The sequence below is a fragment of the Azospirillum brasilense genome (genome assembly GCF_022023855.1).
GTDB lineage: Bacteria > Pseudomonadota > Alphaproteobacteria > Azospirillales > Azospirillaceae > Azospirillum > Azospirillum brasilense_F.
This window is the reverse complement of the sequence record NZ_CP059449.1, coordinates 252,405-270,764: the sequence shown is the minus strand read 5'-3', so window position 1 is coordinate 270,764 and position 18,360 is coordinate 252,405. Positions and strand designations below refer to the sequence as shown.

The 18,360-nt window shown below is 68.8% G+C and carries 17 protein-coding genes and 1 pseudogene; 11 read left to right on the top strand and 7 right to left on the bottom strand.

Annotation, left to right across the window (positions count from 1 at the left end; all coding sequences use genetic code 11):
• Nucleotides 1-29: 29 nt before the first annotated feature.
• The 4 genes from H1Q64_RS01315 to H1Q64_RS01300 all read right to left on the bottom strand — a co-directional run bounded on the left by H1Q64_RS01315 (nucleotide 30) and on the right by H1Q64_RS01300 (nucleotide 4,148).
• Nucleotides 30-632 carry an SCO family protein gene (locus H1Q64_RS01315; RefSeq protein ID WP_119507426.1) on the bottom strand — a complete coding sequence of 201 codons (603 nt, stop codon included), beginning with the start codon at nucleotides 630-632 and terminating at the stop codon, nucleotides 30-32.
• A gap of 72 nt (nucleotides 633-704) precedes the next feature.
• A complete protein-coding gene (locus H1Q64_RS01310) occupies nucleotides 705-965 on the bottom strand; it encodes a hypothetical protein (protein ID WP_237904069.1) in 261 nt (86 codons plus the stop codon).
• 12 nt (nucleotides 966-977) lie between these two features.
• Nucleotides 978-3,158 carry a bacteriohemerythrin gene (locus H1Q64_RS01305; RefSeq protein ID WP_237904068.1) on the bottom strand — a complete coding sequence of 727 codons (2,181 nt, stop codon included), beginning with the start codon at nucleotides 3,156-3,158 and terminating at the stop codon, nucleotides 978-980.
• A 252-nt stretch (nucleotides 3,159-3,410) separates the two neighbouring features.
• On the bottom strand, nucleotides 3,411-4,148 hold the full coding sequence (locus tag H1Q64_RS01300; RefSeq protein WP_237904067.1) for a PhoH family protein: 738 nt from the start codon (nucleotides 4,146-4,148) through the stop codon (nucleotides 3,411-3,413).
• 742 nt (nucleotides 4,149-4,890) lie between these two features.
• Here H1Q64_RS01300 and minC point away from each other — a divergent pair.
• The 10 genes and pseudogenes from minC to H1Q64_RS01250 all read left to right on the top strand — a co-directional run bounded on the left by minC (nucleotide 4,891) and on the right by H1Q64_RS01250 (nucleotide 14,897).
• The gene (gene minC, locus H1Q64_RS01295) at nucleotides 4,891-5,652 is read left to right on the top strand and encodes a septum site-determining protein MinC (RefSeq protein WP_211111781.1); all 762 of its coding nucleotides are present in this window, start codon (nucleotides 4,891-4,893) and stop codon (nucleotides 5,650-5,652) included.
• A 141-nt stretch (nucleotides 5,653-5,793) separates the two neighbouring features.
• A complete protein-coding gene (gene minD, locus H1Q64_RS01290) occupies nucleotides 5,794-6,609 on the top strand; it encodes a septum site-determining protein MinD (protein ID WP_014239738.1) in 816 nt (271 codons plus the stop codon).
• A pseudogene (minE, locus tag H1Q64_RS33950) lies at nucleotides 6,606-6,854 on the top strand (cell division topological specificity factor MinE); the annotation flags it as partial. The gene minD and the pseudogene minE, both read left to right, overlap by 4 nt.
• 391 nt (nucleotides 6,855-7,245) lie before the next feature.
• A complete protein-coding gene (locus tag H1Q64_RS01280; RefSeq protein ID WP_237904065.1) occupies nucleotides 7,246-8,637 on the top strand; it encodes a CRTAC1 family protein in 1,392 nt (463 codons plus the stop codon).
• A 234-nt stretch (nucleotides 8,638-8,871) separates the two neighbouring features.
• A complete protein-coding gene (locus H1Q64_RS01275; RefSeq protein ID WP_137140121.1) occupies nucleotides 8,872-9,420 on the top strand; it encodes a PAS domain-containing protein in 549 nt (182 codons plus the stop codon).
• A complete protein-coding gene (locus H1Q64_RS01270; protein WP_237904064.1) occupies nucleotides 9,395-10,705 on the top strand; it encodes a methyl-accepting chemotaxis protein in 1,311 nt (436 codons plus the stop codon). Before H1Q64_RS01275 ends, H1Q64_RS01270 begins: the two co-directional genes overlap by 26 nt.
• Nucleotides 10,706-11,136: 431 nt before the next feature.
• On the top strand, nucleotides 11,137-12,243 hold the full coding sequence (locus tag H1Q64_RS01265; RefSeq protein ID WP_237904063.1) for a methyl-accepting chemotaxis protein: 1,107 nt from the start codon (nucleotides 11,137-11,139) through the stop codon (nucleotides 12,241-12,243).
• Between the two features lie 79 nt (nucleotides 12,244-12,322).
• Nucleotides 12,323-13,321 carry an N-acetyl-D-Glu racemase DgcA gene (gene dgcA / locus H1Q64_RS01260; protein ID WP_237904062.1) on the top strand — a complete coding sequence of 333 codons (999 nt, stop codon included), beginning with the start codon at nucleotides 12,323-12,325 and terminating at the stop codon, nucleotides 13,319-13,321.
• Complete coding sequence (locus H1Q64_RS01255) at nucleotides 13,318-13,698, top strand: cupin domain-containing protein (protein ID WP_237904061.1); 381 nt, start codon at nucleotides 13,318-13,320, stop codon at nucleotides 13,696-13,698. Before dgcA ends, H1Q64_RS01255 begins: the two co-directional genes overlap by 4 nt.
• Nucleotides 13,695-14,897, top strand: coding sequence for an aminotransferase class V-fold PLP-dependent enzyme (locus tag H1Q64_RS01250; protein WP_237904060.1), 1,203 nt, complete (start codon nucleotides 13,695-13,697; stop codon nucleotides 14,895-14,897). The genes H1Q64_RS01255 and H1Q64_RS01250 overlap by 4 nt, the downstream gene beginning before the upstream one ends.
• A 3-nt stretch (nucleotides 14,898-14,900) precedes the next feature.
• On the opposite strand, the gene H1Q64_RS01245 is transcribed toward H1Q64_RS01250, so the two are convergent.
• On the bottom strand, nucleotides 14,901-16,085 hold the full coding sequence (locus H1Q64_RS01245) for a glycosyltransferase (protein WP_237904059.1): 1,185 nt from the start codon (nucleotides 16,083-16,085) through the stop codon (nucleotides 14,901-14,903).
• A 165-nt stretch (nucleotides 16,086-16,250) separates the two neighbouring features.
• Entirely contained in the window at nucleotides 16,251-16,652 is a 402-nt protein-coding gene (locus H1Q64_RS01240; RefSeq protein ID WP_237904058.1) for a 4a-hydroxytetrahydrobiopterin dehydratase, read from the bottom strand.
• Between the two features lie 101 nt (nucleotides 16,653-16,753).
• Here H1Q64_RS01240 and H1Q64_RS01235 point away from each other — a divergent pair, with 101 nt between their 5' ends.
• Entirely contained in the window at nucleotides 16,754-17,347 is a 594-nt protein-coding gene (locus H1Q64_RS01235) for a uracil-DNA glycosylase (protein WP_237904057.1), read from the top strand.
• A 6-nt stretch (nucleotides 17,348-17,353) separates the two neighbouring features.
• On the opposite strand, the gene glk is transcribed toward H1Q64_RS01235, so the two are convergent.
• Nucleotides 17,354-18,358, bottom strand: coding sequence for a glucokinase (gene glk, locus H1Q64_RS01230; RefSeq protein ID WP_237904056.1), 1,005 nt, complete (start codon nucleotides 18,356-18,358; stop codon nucleotides 17,354-17,356).
• Nucleotides 18,359-18,360: the final 2 nt, after the last annotated feature.

Below are 18,360 nucleotides of genomic sequence, written 5' to 3'. Positions count from 1 at the left end.
AAGGGGCGCGGCTCCGCTCATGTTTTCCGTCAGCCGGCAATGCGGGTGCCCAGATCCTGGGCCACGCGGTCGGCGGTGGTGCCCGCCGGATAGACCCCGAGGAAGCGCCCGTCGGGGCCCATCAGGTAAAGAAAACTGGAGTGATCCATCAAATAATCCTCCGGTTTTCCGCCCTCCTGCGGCGCCTTGGCGTAATAGACCCGGTAGGCCTTGGCCGCCGCCTTGACCTGCTCCGGCGTGCCGGTCAGCCCGACCAGATTGGGGTGGAACAGCCCGACATAGTCCTTCAGATGCGCCACCGTGTCGCGCTCCGGGTCGACCGAGATGAACATCGGCTGCACCTTGTCCGCCTGCACGCCCAGCAGATCCATGGCGCGGGCCATCGTGCCCAGCTCCGTCGGGCAGACGTCGGGGCAATAGGTGTAGCCGAAGTAGATCAGCAGGTACTTGCCGCGATAGTCAGCGTCGGTAACCGTCTTCCCGTCCTGGTCGGTCAGGGTGAAGGGGCCGCCGATGGGCACGCTGCTCTGCACCGTGCTGGAGGCGTTGTCGACCTGCCACCAAGCGATGCCGGCAGCGATCACGAGCCCCACGACGGAGGCGGCGGCGATGCGGATGAGTCGGGCTTTCATGACCGACTGGAATGGGGCGGCGCACGGTCCAGGTCAAGAGGACAATCTGCCCAAGGCGGGAGCTTCGCGCGCTCACCAGAGGCGCCGCGCGGCCCAGCGTAGCGCCAGCGCCGCCGGCGCGATGGTCAGGACGATCAGGGCGAGCGCGGTGCCGCTCACCGTGCCGGTCGTGGCGTAGACCGCGACGGTGGCGATGCCGCCCGGCAGCAGGGCGAGGAGCAGCCAGGTCAGGCGGGGCTTCCAGACGACGAAGCTGATGAGAGCCCAGGCCAGCAGCGCGGCGGTCAGCTTTGGAAGGGCGACGATGAACAGGTCGCTCAGAAACTCCGCCATGCCGGACGCTCCTCACGCGGCCTTGCGCGCGGGTGCGTCCGGCCGGGCCAGATGGTTGCCGATGCGCTTGTCGAAGCGTTGGATGTGGCCGGTCAGCCAGTCGCGGAACAGCGCCAGCAGATCGTCGCCGACCCGCGCCTCCCCGGCCGCGAAGCGCTGCTTCAGTTCGGCCACGCGCTTGCGCAGGGCGTCGTGTTGCGCCTTGTGCTGCACGAAGTCGGGATAGCCCGAGCTCTGCATCACCCGCTCCTCCTCCTCGAAATGCAGGACCGTATAGGCGACGAGCTGGTCGATGGCCGCCCCGATGGCCTGCGGCACTTCGCCGCCCCGGATGCGCCGCGCCGCCCGGTTGATCAGCGCGACCAGGATCATGTGGTCGTTGTCGATGTCCTCCTGGCCGACGGCCAGCGTGTCGTTCCAGGGCATGAAGACCTCCTCGCCGGCGGGGGCGAAGAGGGTGGCCAACTCCGCGCTGTTGATCGCCTCCACATTGACCAGGAAGGCGTCGACCAGAGCGCGCAGGGACCCGGCCTGCTGCGCCAGGCTCTCCGCGGCGTCGAGCAGGCTGTTGGCGGCCTTCTCCGTCTCCAGAGCGGAGGCCGAAACCTCGTCGATGCTGGTGGAAACCTGCCGCGTGCCCTGGGCCGCCTCCCCGGCGCTGCGGGCGATCTCGCCGGTCGCCGCACCCTGCTGCTGGACCGCGGCGGCGATGGAGGTGCCGATCTCGTCGCTGCGGGCGATGATCCCGGCGATCTCGCGGATGGCGGTGACGGCACCGTGGGACGCCTGCTGCACCTCGCTGATCTGGGCGGCGATCTCCTCCGTCGCCTTGGCGGTCTGGCCGGCGAGGTTCTTCACTTCGCCCGCCACCACGGCGAAACCCTTGCCCATCTCGCCGGCCCGCGCCGCCTCGATGGTGGCGTTGAGCGCCAGCAGGTTGGTCTGGCTGGCGATGCTGGTGATGAGGTCGGCGACCTCGTTGATCTTCTGCGCGGCGTGGCCCAGCCCGTCGATGCGGTCGCTGGCTTGGCGGGAGGCGGTCACCGCCTCCATCGAGATGTGCGAGGAGGTGGCGACTTGGGTGCCGATCTCCGCGATGGCGCTGCTCAGCTCCTCGGCGGCGGCGGCGACGGTCTGCACGTTCACCGACGCCTGCTGCGACGCCCCGGCGACCGACGCCGCCTCGCGCATGTTGCGGTCGGCGGTGTCGGACAGGGAGCGCGCCGTGTTCTCCAGCGCCTGCACCGCCTGCCCGACCGTACCGACCATGGCGCTGACCGTGGCGTCGAACCGCTCGGTCAGCCGTTCCAGGGCGCGGGCGCGCTGCCCGGTCACGCGGTGCTCCACCTGCTGGCGCTCCCAGTGGCGCTGCAGGTCGATCTGGTTGCTGCGGAAGATGTCCAGGGTGCGGGCCATGACGCCGATCTCGTCGCCGCGCTGCGTACCGGACACCGTCACCGCCGTGTCGCCGCCGGCCAGCGTCTGCATCACTCCGGTCATGGCGTGCAGCGGGCGGACGATGGCCCGGCTGACCAGCAGGGCGATGCCCGTCGCCGCGAGGGCGATCAGCAGCCCCAGCCCGCCGAGGAACAGGGCGGCCTCGCGGAAGGCGGCGGCCACGTCGTCCACATAGATGCCCGAACCGATCAGCCAGCCCCAGGGTTCGAACCCGCGCACATAGGAGATCTTCGGCACCGGCTCCGCCTGGCCCGGCTTCGGCCACAGGTAATCGACGAAGCCGCCCTCCGCCGCGACGCCGACGCGGGTCATCTCGACGAACAGCAGCTTGCCGTTCGGATCGGCGGTGCGCGACTGGTCCTGCCCGTCCATCTCCGGGCGGATGGGGTGCATGATCATGCGCTGTGCGCGGTCGATGACGAAGAAATACTCCGAACCGGCGTAGCGCAGCCGGCGCAGCGCGTCCTTGGCCGCCGCCTGGGCGGCGTCGCGGGTCAGCGTGCCCTTGCGCTCCATCGCCTCGTAATGGGCGACGAGGCTGTGCGCGACCTCCACCACGCTGCGGGTCTTGTCCTGGCGGTCCTTCATCATCTCGGCGCGCAGGCCGAACAGGCTGACGGCGGCGATCAGCGCGAGGCCGACGGCCGCGACGCCCAGGATGACGGAGATCTTACCCTTGATGCTGATGCGCTCGAACACCTGACGTTCCTCCGGAATCTTCCTTATGTCCGGCATATCGGCGCCGGTCCCGGACGGAGCGGTGACCATCCGGAAATTCTGCTAAATTTTTTGTTACTTTTGCTCCGGGGGCCTGATCGTCGTCAAGGCGGATCAACCCAGGGTGAGAAAACGTCGCGGGCCGCTGTCCAGAAGTTTGGAAGAGAAAGTTTGCGGTGCCGTGAAAAAGAAAGGGGAGGCCCGAAGGCCTCCCGCAGTTGCGTACCGGAAGGGTGGTTGCGCGTCGACGCCGTTCGTTTGCCGACGGCTTCAGAGCACGGTCAGCATGCTGGCGACCAGAGGGTGGCGGACGATGTCGGTGTCGCTCAGCCGGACGACGGCGATGCCCTCCACCGCCTCCAGCCGGCGCGCGATGTCGGCCAGACCTGACAGGTTGTCGAGCAGGTCCGTCTGGTCGGGGTCGCCGGTCAGGATCATGGTGGAATGCCAACCCAGTCGGGTCAGCAGCATCTTGACCTGGGCGTAGGTGCAGTTCTGCGCCTCGTCGATCACCACGAAGGCGTTGTTCAGGGTGCGACCGCGCATGAAGCCGACCGGCGCGATCTCGATGGTGCCGTCGGCCATCAGGGCGCGCAGGCGCTTGGCGCCCAACCGCTCGCTCAGCGCGTCGTAGAGCGGGCGCAGGAAGGGGGCCATCTTCTCGTGCATGTCGCCCGGCAGATAGCCGATGCTCTCACCCGCCTCGATGGCCGGGCGGGACAGCACGATGCGGTCGACCTTGCCTTCCTCCAGCGCCTCCACCGCGGAGGAGATCGCCAGATAGGTTTTGCCGGTGCCGGCGGGGCCGAGCGCCACAACGAGGTTATGGTCCTTGATTGCCTCCATCAGCCTCTTCTGGTTGGGGCTCTGGGGCTTGACCTTGCGGAGATAGCTCTGGTCGCGGCGGTCGGCGCCGCCCACGGGGTCCCAGCCGGCGGCGGGGAACAGCGGGTGGACCGTCGACTCGGACGCTGAAACGGCACTGCCTTTGGTCTGGCGTCTGGCCATATCGCTCTCCTAACGTCACGTTGGTGGGCGGCGGCTCCGGGCACAAAAAAACCTCCCGCAAGGGGGAGGTCGTCGATGTTGCTGTGCAACAGGGTGGCCGGAGTCTGGCTTGCCGGTGCGAGGCGTGCGTCCCGTCGGCTGCGCCCGTCATGGGGTGCCGGCGACATTCGGACGCTCGGGAACGAAGCAGGATGCAAGCGGAACCTCTTCGTCAGAATAGGAACCTCACATCACAAACATAGGGCGCGCGGTGGGGAACGTCAGGCGAAATTGCGGGCATCGCAAAAGATTCACACAAGATGTTGTGGGTGAGCCGCAGGTGGAGGCGCGGCGGCGACGGACTACCGCCAGAGGCGGAGGGAACCCGCCATCGCCGCGACCAGGATGGTGTATTGAAGTCTCACAAACCATCTTTGCGGGCGCTGTGGCGAGGGAAAGATGCCGCAGCGCGAAAAGGGCATATCCCTGCAAAACCCTTTGCCCGGCGAATCCAGTTCCATTACCATACTTTGTAGTGAGACCTTCCGCTGACGCAACACATGGACCTCCAGCCCGGACGGGGACCCCCTGTTCCGGCCCATGGCGCGTGTGTCCGGTGGTTGTCACTCCATCGGCGCCGGGAAAGGCTTGAACGGATGGGGTCCGCGCCGCTAGAACCCGGGTGGTTGACCCTTCCGCCCTGGTGCCTGGCCGATGGCCCCAGACATGCGGACGACACGGATTCGGCAGGAACACAAGCAGGATGGCAGCGGTGAGCAGCGCCAGGCAGGGTGCCGATCGGGACGGTCCGTTCCAGTTGCGGGGCAATTCCTTCACCATGATGGTGCTGAAGGTGAATGATCCGGCGTCGCCGGACTTCTTCACCCAACTCGCCGTTAAGGTGCGGCAGGCGCCCAACTTTTTCCGGAACGCCCCTGTCGTTCTCGACTTCGAGGAGTTGACGGAGGACACCCCGCGTTTCGACATCGCCGCCCTGGTGACCAACCTGCGCGCGCTGTACCTGCTGCCGGTCGGCTTCCGGGGCGGTCCGCGCCCCGTCCATGAGGGGGCGCTCGCCGCCGGGCTGACCCCGATGCCCGCCGGGCGCGCCGCCAAGCTGGAGTCCGCGGCGCCCCCCGCCGCCGACCCGCAGGCCGGCGCCGCCCCGATCCCGGCTCCGCCGCCCGAGCCGATCTACCGTCCCGCGCTGCTGGTGACCGAGCCGGTGCGCTCCGGCCAGCAGATCTACGCCGAGAAGACGGATCTGGTCATCACCGCCCCGGTGTCCCCCGGCGCGGAGGTGGTGGCCGACGGCAACATCCACGTCTACGGCGCGCTGCGCGGCCGGGCGTTGGCCGGCGTGTCCGGCGACACCAACGCGCGAATCTTCTGTCACAGCCTGGAGGCCGAGGTCGTCTCGGTGGCCGGACTGTACCGCGTCAGCGAGGATTTCGGGAACGACGTGCTGAAGAAGCCGGTGCAGATCTTCCTGCGCGACGGCTACCTTCACATGGAGCCCCAGTGATGACGCTTTTGAGCGCTTTCTGTCGAACGGCCCTCTGTGCGAGGACGGTGTCACGCAAAGCGTGCCCGGCACAGGCCCCGATCTGCGTAACCCGGTAACCGGACCTTGGCGGCAACATTTAGGAACGTGGGAGAAGCTCCGTTGGGCAAGATCATCGTCATGACTTCCGGCAAGGGCGGCGTCGGCAAGACGACCTCCTCCGCCGCTTTCGCGACCGGACTCGCCTTGCGCGGCTTCAAGACGGTCGTCATCGATTTCGACGTCGGGCTGCGCAACCTCGACCTCATCATGGGCTGCGAGCGGCGCGTGGTGTTCGACTTCATCAACGTCATCAACGGTGAAGCGAAGCTGAGCCAGGCGCTGATCAAGGACAAGCGCATCGACAACCTGTCGATCCTGCCGACCTCGCAGACCCGCGACAAGGACGCCCTGACCCGCGAAGGTGTGGAGAAGGTTCTGAACGAACTCTCCAAGGACTTCGACTACATCGTCTGCGACAGCCCGGCGGGCATCGAGCGGGGCGCGCTGATGGCGCTGTACTTCGCCGACCACGCGGTGATCGTGACCAACCCGGAAGTCTCCTCGGTGCGCGACAGCGACCGCATCCTCGGCGTGCTGGCCTCCCGCTCGCGCCGGGCGGAGCAGGGGCTGGAGCCGGTGACCCAGCAGCTTCTCCTCACCCGCTACGACCCGGAGCGGGTGGAGCGCGGCGAGATGCTGAAGGTCGACGACGTGCTGGAAATCCTGGCGATCCCGCTGCTCGGCGTGATCCCGGAGAGCCAAGCCGTGCTGCGCGCCTCCAACGTCGGCATGCCGGTCATCCTCGACGAGGCGTCCAACGCCGGCCAAGCCTATCTGGACTCGGTCTCCCGCTTCCTGGGCGAGGACGTCGAGCACCGCTTCGTCACGCCCCAGAAGAAGGGCCTGTTCAGCCGCCTCCTCCGGAGGTCCGCATGAGCATCTTCAGCTTTTTCCGCTCCGCCCCGCGCGCGTCGGCGGTCCAGGCCAAGGAGCGGCTCCAGATCGTCATGGCGCATGAGCGCGCCGGGCGGACCGGGCCGGACTATCTGCCGATGCTCCAGCAGGAGCTTCTGGCGGTCATCGCCAAGTACATCGACATCGACCAGAACAAGGTCGAGGTGAAGCTGGACCGCGGCGGCGACTGCTCGACGCTGGAGCTGAACATCGAGCTGCCGGCCCGCGAGGCGGCCGCCAAGGCGCTGAAGGAAAGCGCCAAGCTGGCGGTGGCCGGGAATCGTCCGGTCGCGTCCAAGGACGGCGACGAGTCCGATGCGGTCAAGCTGGCCGCCGGCGGCTCCCTGACCAACGGCGGCGTCAAGAAGCGCCGCTGAGCGTCCCGTGCGCCCGGTGAACCGATCCCGCCGCAGCCGGCCCGCTGCGGCGGGATTTTTCATGCCCTTCGGGAGGCCTGCCACGCGGTCATAGGCCGCAGTTCCCTTGCGGGCTGGACTTCCGTGCGGGTTTACCTCCGCCGTTCGAAGAGGTATCAACGGATTAGAGCCCGTCAGGGACCGGCCCTCGCGGGCCAAACCCTCCCCGGGCCGTGTCGCGGCAGTGAGGGAGTGGCGGCCGATGTTCTTCGAATGCTCGCGGCTGATCGACGGCAACCAGCCGCGCCTGTCCAACGGCATCACCGTGACCGACGTCGACGGTGACGGGGCATTCGAACTGGTGGTCACGGGCTACGCCACCAACAACCTCATCCTCAAATGGGACGGCTCCCGGCTGGTTGACATCGCCGGGCCGCTGCTGGCCGACGCCTCGGGCTGCGCGGTCGCCATCGCCGCCGCCGACGTGGACGGCGACGGGCGGGAGGAGCTGTATGTCCTGAACTCCGACCGGGCGAGCGGGCCGAAGGAGATGGGCGACCGCCTGTTCGCCTGCTTCGGCAAGCACTGGCTCGACCTGCTGGCCCAGCCGGAGAACGCCGGCATGGCCAACCGTGTCGCCGGGCGATCGGTGATCGCCATGGACCGGCATGGCCATGGCCGCTACGGCTTCGTCGTGGCGGCGGACGGCGGCCCCTTCCGCCTGTTCGAGCTGAGCCGGCGCGGGCGGCTGGAGGACGCGGCGGAGGACGCGGGCATCGACCTGATCGGCGCCGGGCGCGGGCTGCTCGCCCTGCCGTTCCTGTCCGACCGCGTCGATTTGTTCGCCTGCAACGAGGGCGGGCCGAACTTCCTGTTCCGTAACCTGGGCGACGGCACCTACGAGGAGATCGCCGAGGAGCGGGGGGTCGCCGATTCGCGCTTTGCGGGGCGGGCGGTGGCCGCGGTGGACGGGCCGGGCTACGGCGGGTTCGGCCTGCTGGTCGGCGCCTGGGAGGGACCGCAGCGCCTGTTCGTCCAGCGCTCCGGCGGCGGCTTCGTGGACGAGGCCGATCCCGAAATGTCCTTTCCGGGCCGGGTGTCCAGCGTGATCGCCGCTGATTTCGACAACGACGGCTATGAGGAGCTGTTCTTCAACCTGCACGGCGAGCCCAACCGCCTGTTCGGCTGGCGCGATGAGCGCTGGCAGGCCATCGAAATCGGCGACGCGCTGGAGCCCAAGGGTTTGGGGACCGGGGCCGCTGTGGCCGACATCGACGGCGACGGACGGCTGGAACTGCTGGTCGCTCATGGGAATGGGGTTGGCGGCGGGCATGGCGGCGGATCGCCGCAGCCCCTGTCGCTGTACCGCACGGCGGCGAACCACAACGGGTGGCTGCGCGTGCTGCCGCTGACACCCTACGGCGCGCCGGCCCGCGGCGCCGTGGTCACCTGCATGGCCAACGGGCGGCGGCAGCGGCGCTCCGTCTGCGCGGGCTCGGGCTATCTCTGCCAGATGGAGCCGGTGGCCCATTTCGGGCTGGGCAGCGCCCGAGCGGTGGAGCGGCTGGAGGTGCACTGGCCGGACGGCATGACGGCCATCGTCGAGAACCCGCCGATCGGCCGGCTGCTGACCGTTCCCTATCCGCCGGAGTGAGCCGACGGCACATTGTTGCGTCCGGTCAACGGTTGAGCGATGTCGAGCGGACGGTTGAGCTGAATCATATTTCCGTCCGGCAACAAATTTAATCTTTTGTATAACCTGCATGGTCTTTATTTTGCGGCGTCCGCCAGTGCCCGATGGGAACGCGCGGATGGGGAGATGTACGCCCTGTAACCGACCGCGAACCAATAAGGGGGCGCCGGGCTCTCGGCCCGCGACCGCAGGCACATGGCACACAGCGCTGTTCTCAGTCCCGGCCCCCGCGACCGGACGCTGACCGGGGTCGAGCGGTTCTTCGACGCCGATGAGGTCATCGTTTCCAAGACCGACCTGAAGGGCCGGATCACCTACGCCAACCGGGTGTTCCAGCGTGTGGCCGGCTACAGCGAGGCGGAGCTGATGGGTGCGCCGCACTCCATCGTCCGCCATCCGGACATGCCGCGTTGCGTGTTCAAGCTGCTGTGGGACACGCTGGAGGCGGGGCAGGAAATCTTCGCCTACGTCGTGAACCGGGCGCGCAACGGCGACCATTACTGGGTCTTCGCCCACGTCACCCCCAGCTACGACGTCAATGGCCGGCTCGTCGGCTACCACTCGTCGCGCCGTGTGCCGGACCGCGGCGCGATCGACAAGGTCGTGCCGCTCTACCGCACGCTTCTGGACATCGAAAACCGCCACGAAGACCGCAAGCAGGGCATGAACGAGGCCTTTGCCACCGTTGTCGGGCTGCTGACGGAGAAGGGGATCGGGTATGACGAATTCGTCTTCTCTCTCTAAGGCGTTCGGGCTCGGGGCGGTCGCCGCGTTGCTCGTCGCAGCGCTGTTGGTGACCGACTCGCTGGACGTCGGCGGCGCGCCGCTGCGCATCGGGATCGGGGCTGCGGCGCTGGCCGCGCTGGTCGGTGTCATGCTGTGCATGGTGCGCGCCCGCGTCGCGGTGGGGCAGGCGGTGGCCGTCTGTCAGGCGGTGTCGCGCGGCGATTTCGAGGCGCGGGTCGTCAATGTGCGGGAGAAGGGCGACCTCGGCGAGCTGATGCACGCCCTGAACGACTCGATCGACCGCACCGACGCCTTCATCCGCGAGGCCACCGCCTCGATGAGCTACGTGTCGGCCAACAAGTATTTCCGGCGGATCGTGCTGAAGGGCATGCAGGGCAACTTCCTGCACGCGTCGCGCACCATCAACACCGCCACCGACGCCATCGCCGTCAAGGTGAAGGGCTTCGCCGGGGTGACCGACCGCTTCGAAACGCAGATCCGCGCGGTCTGCGAACAGGTGTCCGGCACCGCCCATCAGCTGGAGATGTCGGCCCGCACCATGGAGACCGACGCCCAGACCGCCACCGGCAAGGCATCCTCGGTCGCCGCCGCCGCGTCGCAGACCGGCTCGTCGGTCGGCAGCGTCGCCGTGGCGACGGAGGAGCTGTCGGCGTCGATCCGGGAGATCGCCCGACAGGTGGAGGAGGTCGCCAAGGTCGCCGCCAACGCGGCGGGCGAGGCCGAGCGCTCCAACGCGCTGATCGCCGAGCTGTCGGGGGCCGCCAAGACGGTGGGCGAGGTGGTCACTCTGATCAACGACATCGCCAGCCAGACCAATCTGCTGGCGCTCAACGCCACCATCGAGGCCGCCCGTGCGGGTGAGGCGGGCAAGGGCTTCGCCGTGGTGGCGCAGGAGGTCAAGCGGCTGGCCGACCAGACAGCCAAGGCCACCGGCGACATCGCCGGGCAGATCGCCGGCATCCAGTCCTCCACGGACGTGGCGGTCGCCTCCATCGTCGGCATCGGCCACACCATCCAGGACATCAACCAGATCGCCGGCGGCATCGCCGCGGGCATCGGGCAGCAGGGCTCGGCGATCCGCTCGATCGTCAGCAACATGGATCAGGCCGCCGCCGGCACCCGCGCCGTCACCGAGGACATCCAGGACGTCACCACCGCCGCCGAGCGCACCAGCGGCACCGCCCACGAGGTCTTCGCCGCGTCGGAGCGGATGAGCGTCCAGGCCGACCGGCTGACCCGCGAAGTGCAGCTTTTCTTGGACGAGATGCACAAGGTCGCCTGACGCGATTTTGTGCAATCCTGGCTGTTTTGCCTAAAAAATTGCGCTTGCTCAAAAGTCGGGCATTGATTAGCAGGCCGTCATTTGCTTGCATGCTAAGCAGCGTCGGAGCGGCGGGCAGGGGGTGTGCGACCTTTTGCCTCATTTTTTAGGAGAAACCGTTTCTTTTGTTGCGGCGCACGCGATGCGTCGGGTGTGGCGCAGCGAAGACGGTGCCGCGTGTGATTGTTCGGACTCCAATATGATGCCGAATTCATCACAATTTCGAAACTGACATCTCAAGAACGTTGAAGCCGAACCCGGAGCGCCGCCCGCAAACACAGGCGTTCCGCGGCTTTGCGCGTCCCGATGGTTCCGAAAGGGCATTTGGCACAGCGTTTGATGGTTGGACGTCTAAAAAAGATATCCCACCCAAACTCACAGAGGTGTTCGGGATGAGTGTGGCCGGAAACGAACTGTTCGAGCTTTCCCGAGGCGTCCTGGACGTCGCCTCGCGGAAGGTGTCTTTGATCGAAGACATCACCCGCCGCACCAAGATGCTGGCGATGAACGCCCTGATCGAGGCGTCGCGGGCCGGCGACGCCGGGCGCGGGTTCGCGGTTGTCGCGAACGAGGTTTCCGAGATTTCCAAGCAGGTGAACACCATCACCAAGGAGCTGCGGTCGGAGATCGTCTCGCGCGTCGATCACCTGACCACCACAGGCAGCGCCATGGTGCAGGAGATGCACGGGCGGCGTCTGGCCGACCTGTCGCTGAACATGATCGAGATCATCGACCGGAACCTGTACGAGCGGTCCTGCGACGTGCGCTGGTGGGCGACCGACAGCGCGGTGGTGGACTGCGCCGCCGACCCGACCGAGGTGAACCGCCAGCACGCCTCCCACCGGCTGGGGGTGATCCTGGAATCCTACACCGTCTATCTCGACCTGTGGATCGCCGACCTGAAGGGGGAGGTGATCGCCACCGGCCGTCCCGGCCGCTACCCCGGCGCCCAGGGCGCCCGCGTGGGGGACGAGGGGTGGTTCCGCCAAGCGCTGGCCACGCGCAACGGCGGCGAGTTCACGGTGGGCGACGTGGCGCGCAACGGCCGTCTGGAGGACCGGGTGGTCGCCACCTACGCCACCGCGATCCGGCGCGGCGGCGAGGCGGACGGCGACCCGATCGGTGTGCTGGGCATCTTCTTCGATTGGGAACCGCAGGCCGCCGCCGTCGTCCAGGGCGTCCGGCTTGAGGACGAGGAACGCTCGCGCTCGCGCTGCCTTCTGCTGGACGCACGGCACCGGGTGATCGCCTCGTCCGACGGGCGCGGTATCCTCAGCGAGACCGTCCAACTCCGCCGCAGCGGTGAGAGCATGGGCCATTACGCCGACGGGGCCGGACGCACCTACGGCTACGCGCTGACGCCGGGCTACGAGACCTACAAGGGGCTGGGCTGGTACGGAGTGATCGTGCAGGACCCCGATCCACGCCAGCAACAGGCGCCTGCAACCTCTGGTGTGCACGGGCGTGCGGGAATGAACGGGGCCGGGCTTCACGGGTAAGGCTGGCATTCCCACCCTGCTCTGGTCATCGCGGCGGGTTTGCTTACACTTCGAGTCCGCCGCGTTGCTGGAGAGTTTCATGTCGTCCACTGCCCGCCGTCTTTACGTCCGCCGCGATACCTTCCCCATCGCGGGGACCTTCCGCATATCGCGCGGCGCCAAGACCGAGGCCGAGGTCGTGGTCGCCGAGGTGGTCGAATCCTGCAAGCGGGGGCGTGGGGAGTGCGTGCCCTACGCCCGCTACGGGGAGTCGCTGGACGAGACGGTCAAGACGCTGGAGTCCCTGGCCGGGGCGGTGGCGGACGGGCTGGACCGCGAGCGGCTGCGCACCCTCCTGCCGCCGGGGGCGGCGCGCAACGCGCTGGACTGCGCGCTGTGGGACCTGGAGGCCAAACAGGCGGGTAAACCGGCCTGGCGGCTCGCCGGCTTGCCCGACGCGCCGAAGAAGCTGACCACCTGCTACACGCTGAGCGTGGATGAGCCCGCCGTGATGGCCGCCTCCGCCAAGGCGCGGGCGGCGGACCATCCGCTGCTGAAGATGAAGCTGACCGGGGAGGGCGATCTCGACCGCGTGCGCGCGGTGCGCGAGGCCGCCCTGACCACCCGCCTGATCGTCGACGCCAACGAGGCATGGACGCTGGAGATGCTCCGCCGCTTCGCCCCGGTGCTTGCCGATCTCGGGGTGGAGTTGATCGAGCAGCCGCTTCCCGCCGGCGAGGACGAGGCGTTGCGCGGCATCGACTGCCCGGTGCCGCTGGGCGCCGACGAATCCTGCCACGGGCTGGACTCGCTCGACCGGCTGAAGGGCATCTACCGGGTGGTGAACATCAAGCTGGACAAGACCGGTGGCCTGACCGAGGCACTGCTGCTGAAGCAGGCGGCGCAGGAGGCCGGCTTCGACATCATGGTCGGCTGCATGGTCGCCACCTCGCTCGCCATGGCGCCGGCCGTCCTGCTGGCCCAAGGCGCGCGCTACGTCGATCTCGACGGGCCGCTGCTGCTGGCCGAGGACCGAACGCCGGCCCTGCATTACGACGGCGGCACGCTGTGCCCGCCCGCCCCCGAACTGTGGGGATGAACGTCCCGGCTGGCAATCTGCTGGCGGCCCTGCCGTCCGGTTCCTTACCGGATGAGCTTTTCACGACATTGACGGAAACGGCATCGTCCGGGACGGTGCGCATCGAGCGCATCCTGTCTACGGGTCAGGCATCGCCGGACGGCTTCTGGTACGATCAGGGCTGGGACGAGTTCGTGCTCGTCGTCCAGGGCGGCGCCCGCTTGCAGATCGAGGGTGAGGCGGAACGCGCGCTCGGCCCCGGCGACTGGGTGATGATTCCTGCCCGGCGGCGGCATCGCGTAGCCTGGACCGATCCGGCTGCCCCCACCGTCTGGCTGGCGGTGCACATCGGCGAGAAGCAGCCACCGGAAACACCGGGGCAGGGGGAGGACCAATGACCATCGACATCGCGCGCGCCCGCGCGGAGACGCCGGGAACTCGGCACGTCGTCCACTTCAACAACGCCGGGGCCGCCCTGCCGCCGCAGCCGGTATTGGACGCCGTGACCGCGCATCTGGCGCTGGAGGCCACCATCGGCGGCTACGAGGCGGCCGAGCACGCCAACGGCCGGCTGGAGGGCGTCTACGACTCCGTGGCCCGCCTGCTCGTCTGCTCGCGGGAGGAGGTGGCCCTGGCGGAGAACGCGACGGCGGCCTGGGGCATGGCCTTCAACGCGCTGGCCGCCCTGCCGGGGGAGGGCTTCCGGCCCGGCGACCGCATCCTGACGGCGCGCGCCGAATACGCCGCCAACCTGATCCCCTTCCTGCAAGCCTCCCGGCGCACCGGCGTCGTGGTCGAGGTGGTCCCGAGCGACGAGACCGGACAGACCTCCGTCGCGGCGCTGGAGGCGATGATCGGGGAGCCGGGAAAGGGGCCGGTTCGGCTGATCGCCATCACCCACATCCCGACCAACGGCGGCTTGGTCAACCCGGCGGCCGCCATCGGGCGCGTCGCCCGGCGGCATGGCATTCCCTATCTGCTCGACGCCTGCCAGACGGTCGGCCAGATGCCGGTGGACGTCGAAGACCTGGGCTGCGACTTCCTGTCGGCGACCGGGCGCAAGTTCCTGCGCGCGCCGCGGGGCACCGGCTTCCTCTATGTCCGCAAGGACTGGCTCGATCGCATCGAGCCGTACACGCTCGACCACAGCGGCGGCGCGCTGGCCGGGCCGGACCGCTACACCATGCGCCCCGACGCCCGCCGTTTCGAGCTGTGGGAGAGCAACATCGCCGCCCGGCTCGGGCTGGGGGTGGCGGTCGACTACGCGCTGTCCTGGGGGCTGGAGGCGATCCGCGACCGCGCTTTCGCGTTGGCGGATAGGCTGCGGCACGGTCTGGACGCGCTTCCCGGAGTGACGGTGCGCGATCTCGGGGCGGAGCGCTGCGCCATCGTCACCTTCACGGTGGACAGCCGTGAACCGCGGGCCACCAAGGCGGCTCTGCGCGGGCAGGGGATCAACCTGTCGGTGTCCTCCGCACCCTCGACCCCCTTCGACATGGAGGCCCGCGGGCTGACCGAGGTCGTCCGCGCCTCTCCCCATTATTACAACGACGAGGCGGAGGTGGAGCGGCTTCTGGCGGCGGTGAAGGCGCTGTAGGCGCTACAGCACCGACTCCACGACCTCCGCCACCCCGTCCGCGTAGCGGTCCCAGGTCAGCCCGGCCAGGAAGGCGGCGCCCGCCCGCCCGATGGCCGCGGCGCGGGCGCGGTCGGCCCACAACCCTTCCAGCGCCGCGACGATCTCGTCCACGTCGCTCTCGCCCCACCCCTCGGTGCCGAAGGAAGCCTGGACGGTGCCCTGCCAGATCAGCGGGACGCAGCGGTCCGCCCCGATCAGGTCGAGATGCCCGGTGTTGGCCGACAGGATGGCAGGGATGCCGCAGGCCATGCATTCCATGGCGACGAGGTTGGTCCCGCCCTCGCCGCGGTTAGGAAACAGGCCGACGTCGACCTCGCGCAGGATGCGGGCCATGTCGGCGTTGGGCACCGGGCCGAGGTCCATCACCTGATCGGCGCGCAACCCGTTGGCGACCGCCCAGCCCGCCCCGTCGAACTGCCCGTCCTCGTGGAAGCACACCGGCGCCACGGCGGGGTTGGCCTCCAGCGAGCGGGCGCTTTTCGGCCAAGGGTTGTGCCAGGCGGTCAGCAGCAGCGCCTCCGGATGGCGCTCGGCGAAGGCGCGGAAGCCGAGCAGGGCGAGGTCCTGCCCCTTGCGGAACTCCGGCTTGCCGCCGGAGAAGACCACGAAGCGGTCCTTGAACCAGCCGATCTTGGGCGCCGGGTGGAAGTGCGTGGGATCGACGCCTTGCAGCACCGTCCGCACCGGCCCGATGCCGGCGCCGGTCAGCACCCGCTCGACGAAGCTCGACCCGGCGACGATGGCCGCGCATTGCTCCGCCCGCGCCCGGCCCTCCGCGTCGATGGCGCTGTCTTCCAGATAGCAGACACCGACGGTGGGCTGGCCTTGCAGGGTCACGCCCTCCACCGACCGGCTGCCGACGAGGTTGTTGCCGAGCCCGCGCAGCACCGGCACCGACACCTTGACCTCCTGCCCCGCATGGGGCGCGATCTGGTGGCAGAGCGCCTCGGACTCGCGGACGAAGCCGCTCATGCGCCGCCATTCCAGCGGGGACAGCGCGATGTCCTCCAGCCGCAGCGGCAGCGAGCAGACCGGCACCAGCCGTCCGCTGCGCGTCCAGCTTAGCGCCAGTTGCAGCCCGTTGACGCCCCAGCCGCTGTAGCTGGACAGTCCCCATTGGATGACGGCGGGATGGGCGGTCGGCATGGGGCGTGCTCCGGGTTGGCTTTCCCTCGCCCCTCCGGGGAGAGGGTGGCCCGGAGGGCCGGGTGAGGCGGATGCGCTTTGCGGGAAGTCCGGCACAGGCGCAACCCCCTCACCCTAACCCTCTCCCCGGAGGGGAGAGGGGAAAAAGTTGAGGAAAGGGCAAAATCACCCGCGGCGCGCGGTTGGGGAGACGTCGCCCATGGACTCCGACACCGGGGCGTAAGGTTCGTCCATCAACCCTTCGACCTTGGCGGCCATGATGAAGTCGTTCTCATGCAGGCCCTTGATCTTGTGCGTCCAGAAGGTGACCATGCAATGGCCCCAGCCATAGAGGATCTCGGCGTGGTGGCCTTCCACTTCGCACAGATCGCCGACGCGCATCGCGAAGTGCTGCGCCTCGCGGAAGTTGGAGAATCGGTAGTCGCGCTCCAGCCGGTCGGGGTCCGGCCTGATCGACCAGCCGGGCACCTGCACCAGATAATTTTCCGCCATCGCGCGATCCATCGGGGGGATGCCGCCGCGGCAGGGTTCGCAGCTCTTTCCCGCCAGCTCCTGTTGTGTCGCCATCTCGTGCCCTCCAGTGTTGTTGGTTCGGACTCCTCGTTTCGAACAATGCTGGGGCCGAAGCCTCGCGGCGGCAAGCCTCACGATCAGCAATGGACGCGCGCATGACGGACCTGCCCTTCGCCGACTACCAGCAGCCCACCAAGACCGCCGCCGGGCCGCGCCTCGCCATCGTGGGGGAAGCGCCGGGGGCGGAGGAGGCCCGGCGGGGCGTTCCCTTCGTCGGGCGCAGCGGGCAGCTCCTCGACGAGACGCTGAAGGCGGCCGGGTTGGAGCGGGCGGAATGCCTCGTCGCCAACGTCTTCCGCTACCAGCCGCCGGGCAACAAGGTGGGACATTTCTTCGCCTCCCGCACCCGCGCGAAGAAGGAGGGGCGGGCGCTGGATGAGCGCTGGGGGCCGTTCGGCACCTCCGACTGGGTGCTGGCGGACTTCTCCGGCGAGATCGAGCATCTGCAGCGGACGCTGGAGGGCTTCGTCCCCCGCGTCATTGTCGCGCTGGGCCGCACGCCGCTGTGGGCGCTGACCGGGCTGAACGGGATCATGCAGCTGCGCGGCACGGTCCAGCCCTGCCGCCTCGTGCCGGGGGCGGAGGTGGTGGCGACCTTCCACCCCAGCTACATCCTGCGCGGCCAGCTCGCCGAACAACCGACCTTCCTGGCCGACATCACGCTGGCCGCCTCGCGCTTGGCCGAATAAGGGGCGTCAGGCCCGCTCGGCGGCCTCCGCCAGACCGAGGAAGGCGGGAAGCTCATGGGTGATGACGTAGGTCGGGATGGGGGCCAGGAAGTCGCGCATCCGGCCCTTCTCCATGAAGCGCTTGCGGAAGCGGGAGTGGGTGAACAGGGTGCCCAGCTTCGGCACGATGCCGCCCGCGATGTAGATGCCGCCCCGTGCCCCCAGCGTCAGCGCGAGGTTGCCCGCCACGGTGCCGAGCATCGCGCAGAACATCTCCACCGCCTCCACGCAATGCGGGTTGGTGTTGGCCGTCGCCGCATCCGACACCTGGGCCGGGGTGAAGGGTTCCGGCTCCTGGTGGTCGAGGACGCACAGCGCCTGATAGAGGTTGACCAGCCCCGGCCCGGACAGCACCCGCTCCGCCGACACATGGTCGAAGCTCTTGCGGAGCTGGGCCAAAACGGCGCTCTCGCGATCGCTGACCGGCGCCATGGTGACGTGGCCGCCCTCCGCGGCCAGCGCGGTCCATCCCTCGGCACCGGGCACCAGCCCCGACACGCCCAGCCCGCTGCCCGGCCCGATCACCCCGACGACGCGGCCCGGTACCGGCGCTCCCTCGCCCACCTGACGGACGTCGGCGGCGGTGAGGCGGGGCACCGACAGGGCGACGGCGGTGAAGTCGTTGATGACGGCCAGCCGCTCCAGCCCCAGCTTGCCGCGCACCTCGGCCGTGGAGAAGGACCAACCGCGGTTGGTCATCAGCACCGCGTCGCCGGTCACCGGTCCGGCGATGGCGAAGGCGCCGCGGCTGGGCCGGGCGTCGTGCGCCACGCCGCCCAGATAGGCGAGAGCCGCCGCCTCCAGCGACGGGAAGTCGGCGCAGCGCAGCACGCGCGACCCGTGGATGCCCGTGCCGTCGATCAGGCCGAAGCGGGCGTTGGTGGCGCCGATGTCGGCGACCAGGGTGACGGGGCCGGAAACGGCGTTGCGGCCTGTGGTGCTTTGGCCTGGGGTGGTGTGGTCTGTGGTCATGC

Bases quoted from the DNA above. Each gene is read 5' to 3' on its own strand.
- H1Q64_RS01245 (WP_237904059.1), bottom strand. From the start codon at position 16,085: ATGCCGACCGCCCATCCCGCCGTCATCCAATGGGGACTGTCCAGCTAC.
- glk (WP_237904056.1), bottom strand. From the start codon at position 18,358: ATGACCACAGACCACACCACCCCAGGCCAAAGCACCACAGGCCGCAAC.
- H1Q64_RS01265 (WP_237904063.1), top strand. From the start codon at position 11,137: ATGAGTGTGGCCGGAAACGAACTGTTCGAGCTTTCCCGAGGCGTCCTG.
- H1Q64_RS01240 (WP_237904058.1), bottom strand. From the start codon at position 16,652: ATGGCGACACAACAGGAGCTGGCGGGAAAGAGCTGCGAACCCTGCCGC.
- H1Q64_RS01270 (WP_237904064.1), top strand. From the start codon at position 9,395: ATGACGAATTCGTCTTCTCTCTCTAAGGCGTTCGGGCTCGGGGCGGTC.
- H1Q64_RS01305 (WP_237904068.1), bottom strand. From the start codon at position 3,158: ATGCCGGACATAAGGAAGATTCCGGAGGAACGTCAGGTGTTCGAGCGC.
- H1Q64_RS01315 (WP_119507426.1), bottom strand. From the start codon at position 632: ATGAAAGCCCGACTCATCCGCATCGCCGCCGCCTCCGTCGTGGGGCTC.
- H1Q64_RS01235 (WP_237904057.1), top strand. From the start codon at position 16,754: ATGACGGACCTGCCCTTCGCCGACTACCAGCAGCCCACCAAGACCGCC.
- H1Q64_RS01280 (WP_237904065.1), top strand. From the start codon at position 7,246: ATGTTCTTCGAATGCTCGCGGCTGATCGACGGCAACCAGCCGCGCCTG.
- H1Q64_RS01300 (WP_237904067.1), bottom strand. From the start codon at position 4,148: ATGGCCAGACGCCAGACCAAAGGCAGTGCCGTTTCAGCGTCCGAGTCG.
- H1Q64_RS01250 (WP_237904060.1), top strand. From the start codon at position 13,695: ATGACCATCGACATCGCGCGCGCCCGCGCGGAGACGCCGGGAACTCGG.
- minC (WP_211111781.1), top strand. From the start codon at position 4,891: ATGGCAGCGGTGAGCAGCGCCAGGCAGGGTGCCGATCGGGACGGTCCG.
- H1Q64_RS01255 (WP_237904061.1), top strand. From the start codon at position 13,318: ATGAACGTCCCGGCTGGCAATCTGCTGGCGGCCCTGCCGTCCGGTTCC.
- H1Q64_RS01310 (WP_237904069.1), bottom strand. From the start codon at position 965: ATGGCGGAGTTTCTGAGCGACCTGTTCATCGTCGCCCTTCCAAAGCTG.
- H1Q64_RS01275 (WP_137140121.1), top strand. From the start codon at position 8,872: ATGGCACACAGCGCTGTTCTCAGTCCCGGCCCCCGCGACCGGACGCTG.
- dgcA (WP_237904062.1), top strand. From the start codon at position 12,323: ATGTCGTCCACTGCCCGCCGTCTTTACGTCCGCCGCGATACCTTCCCC.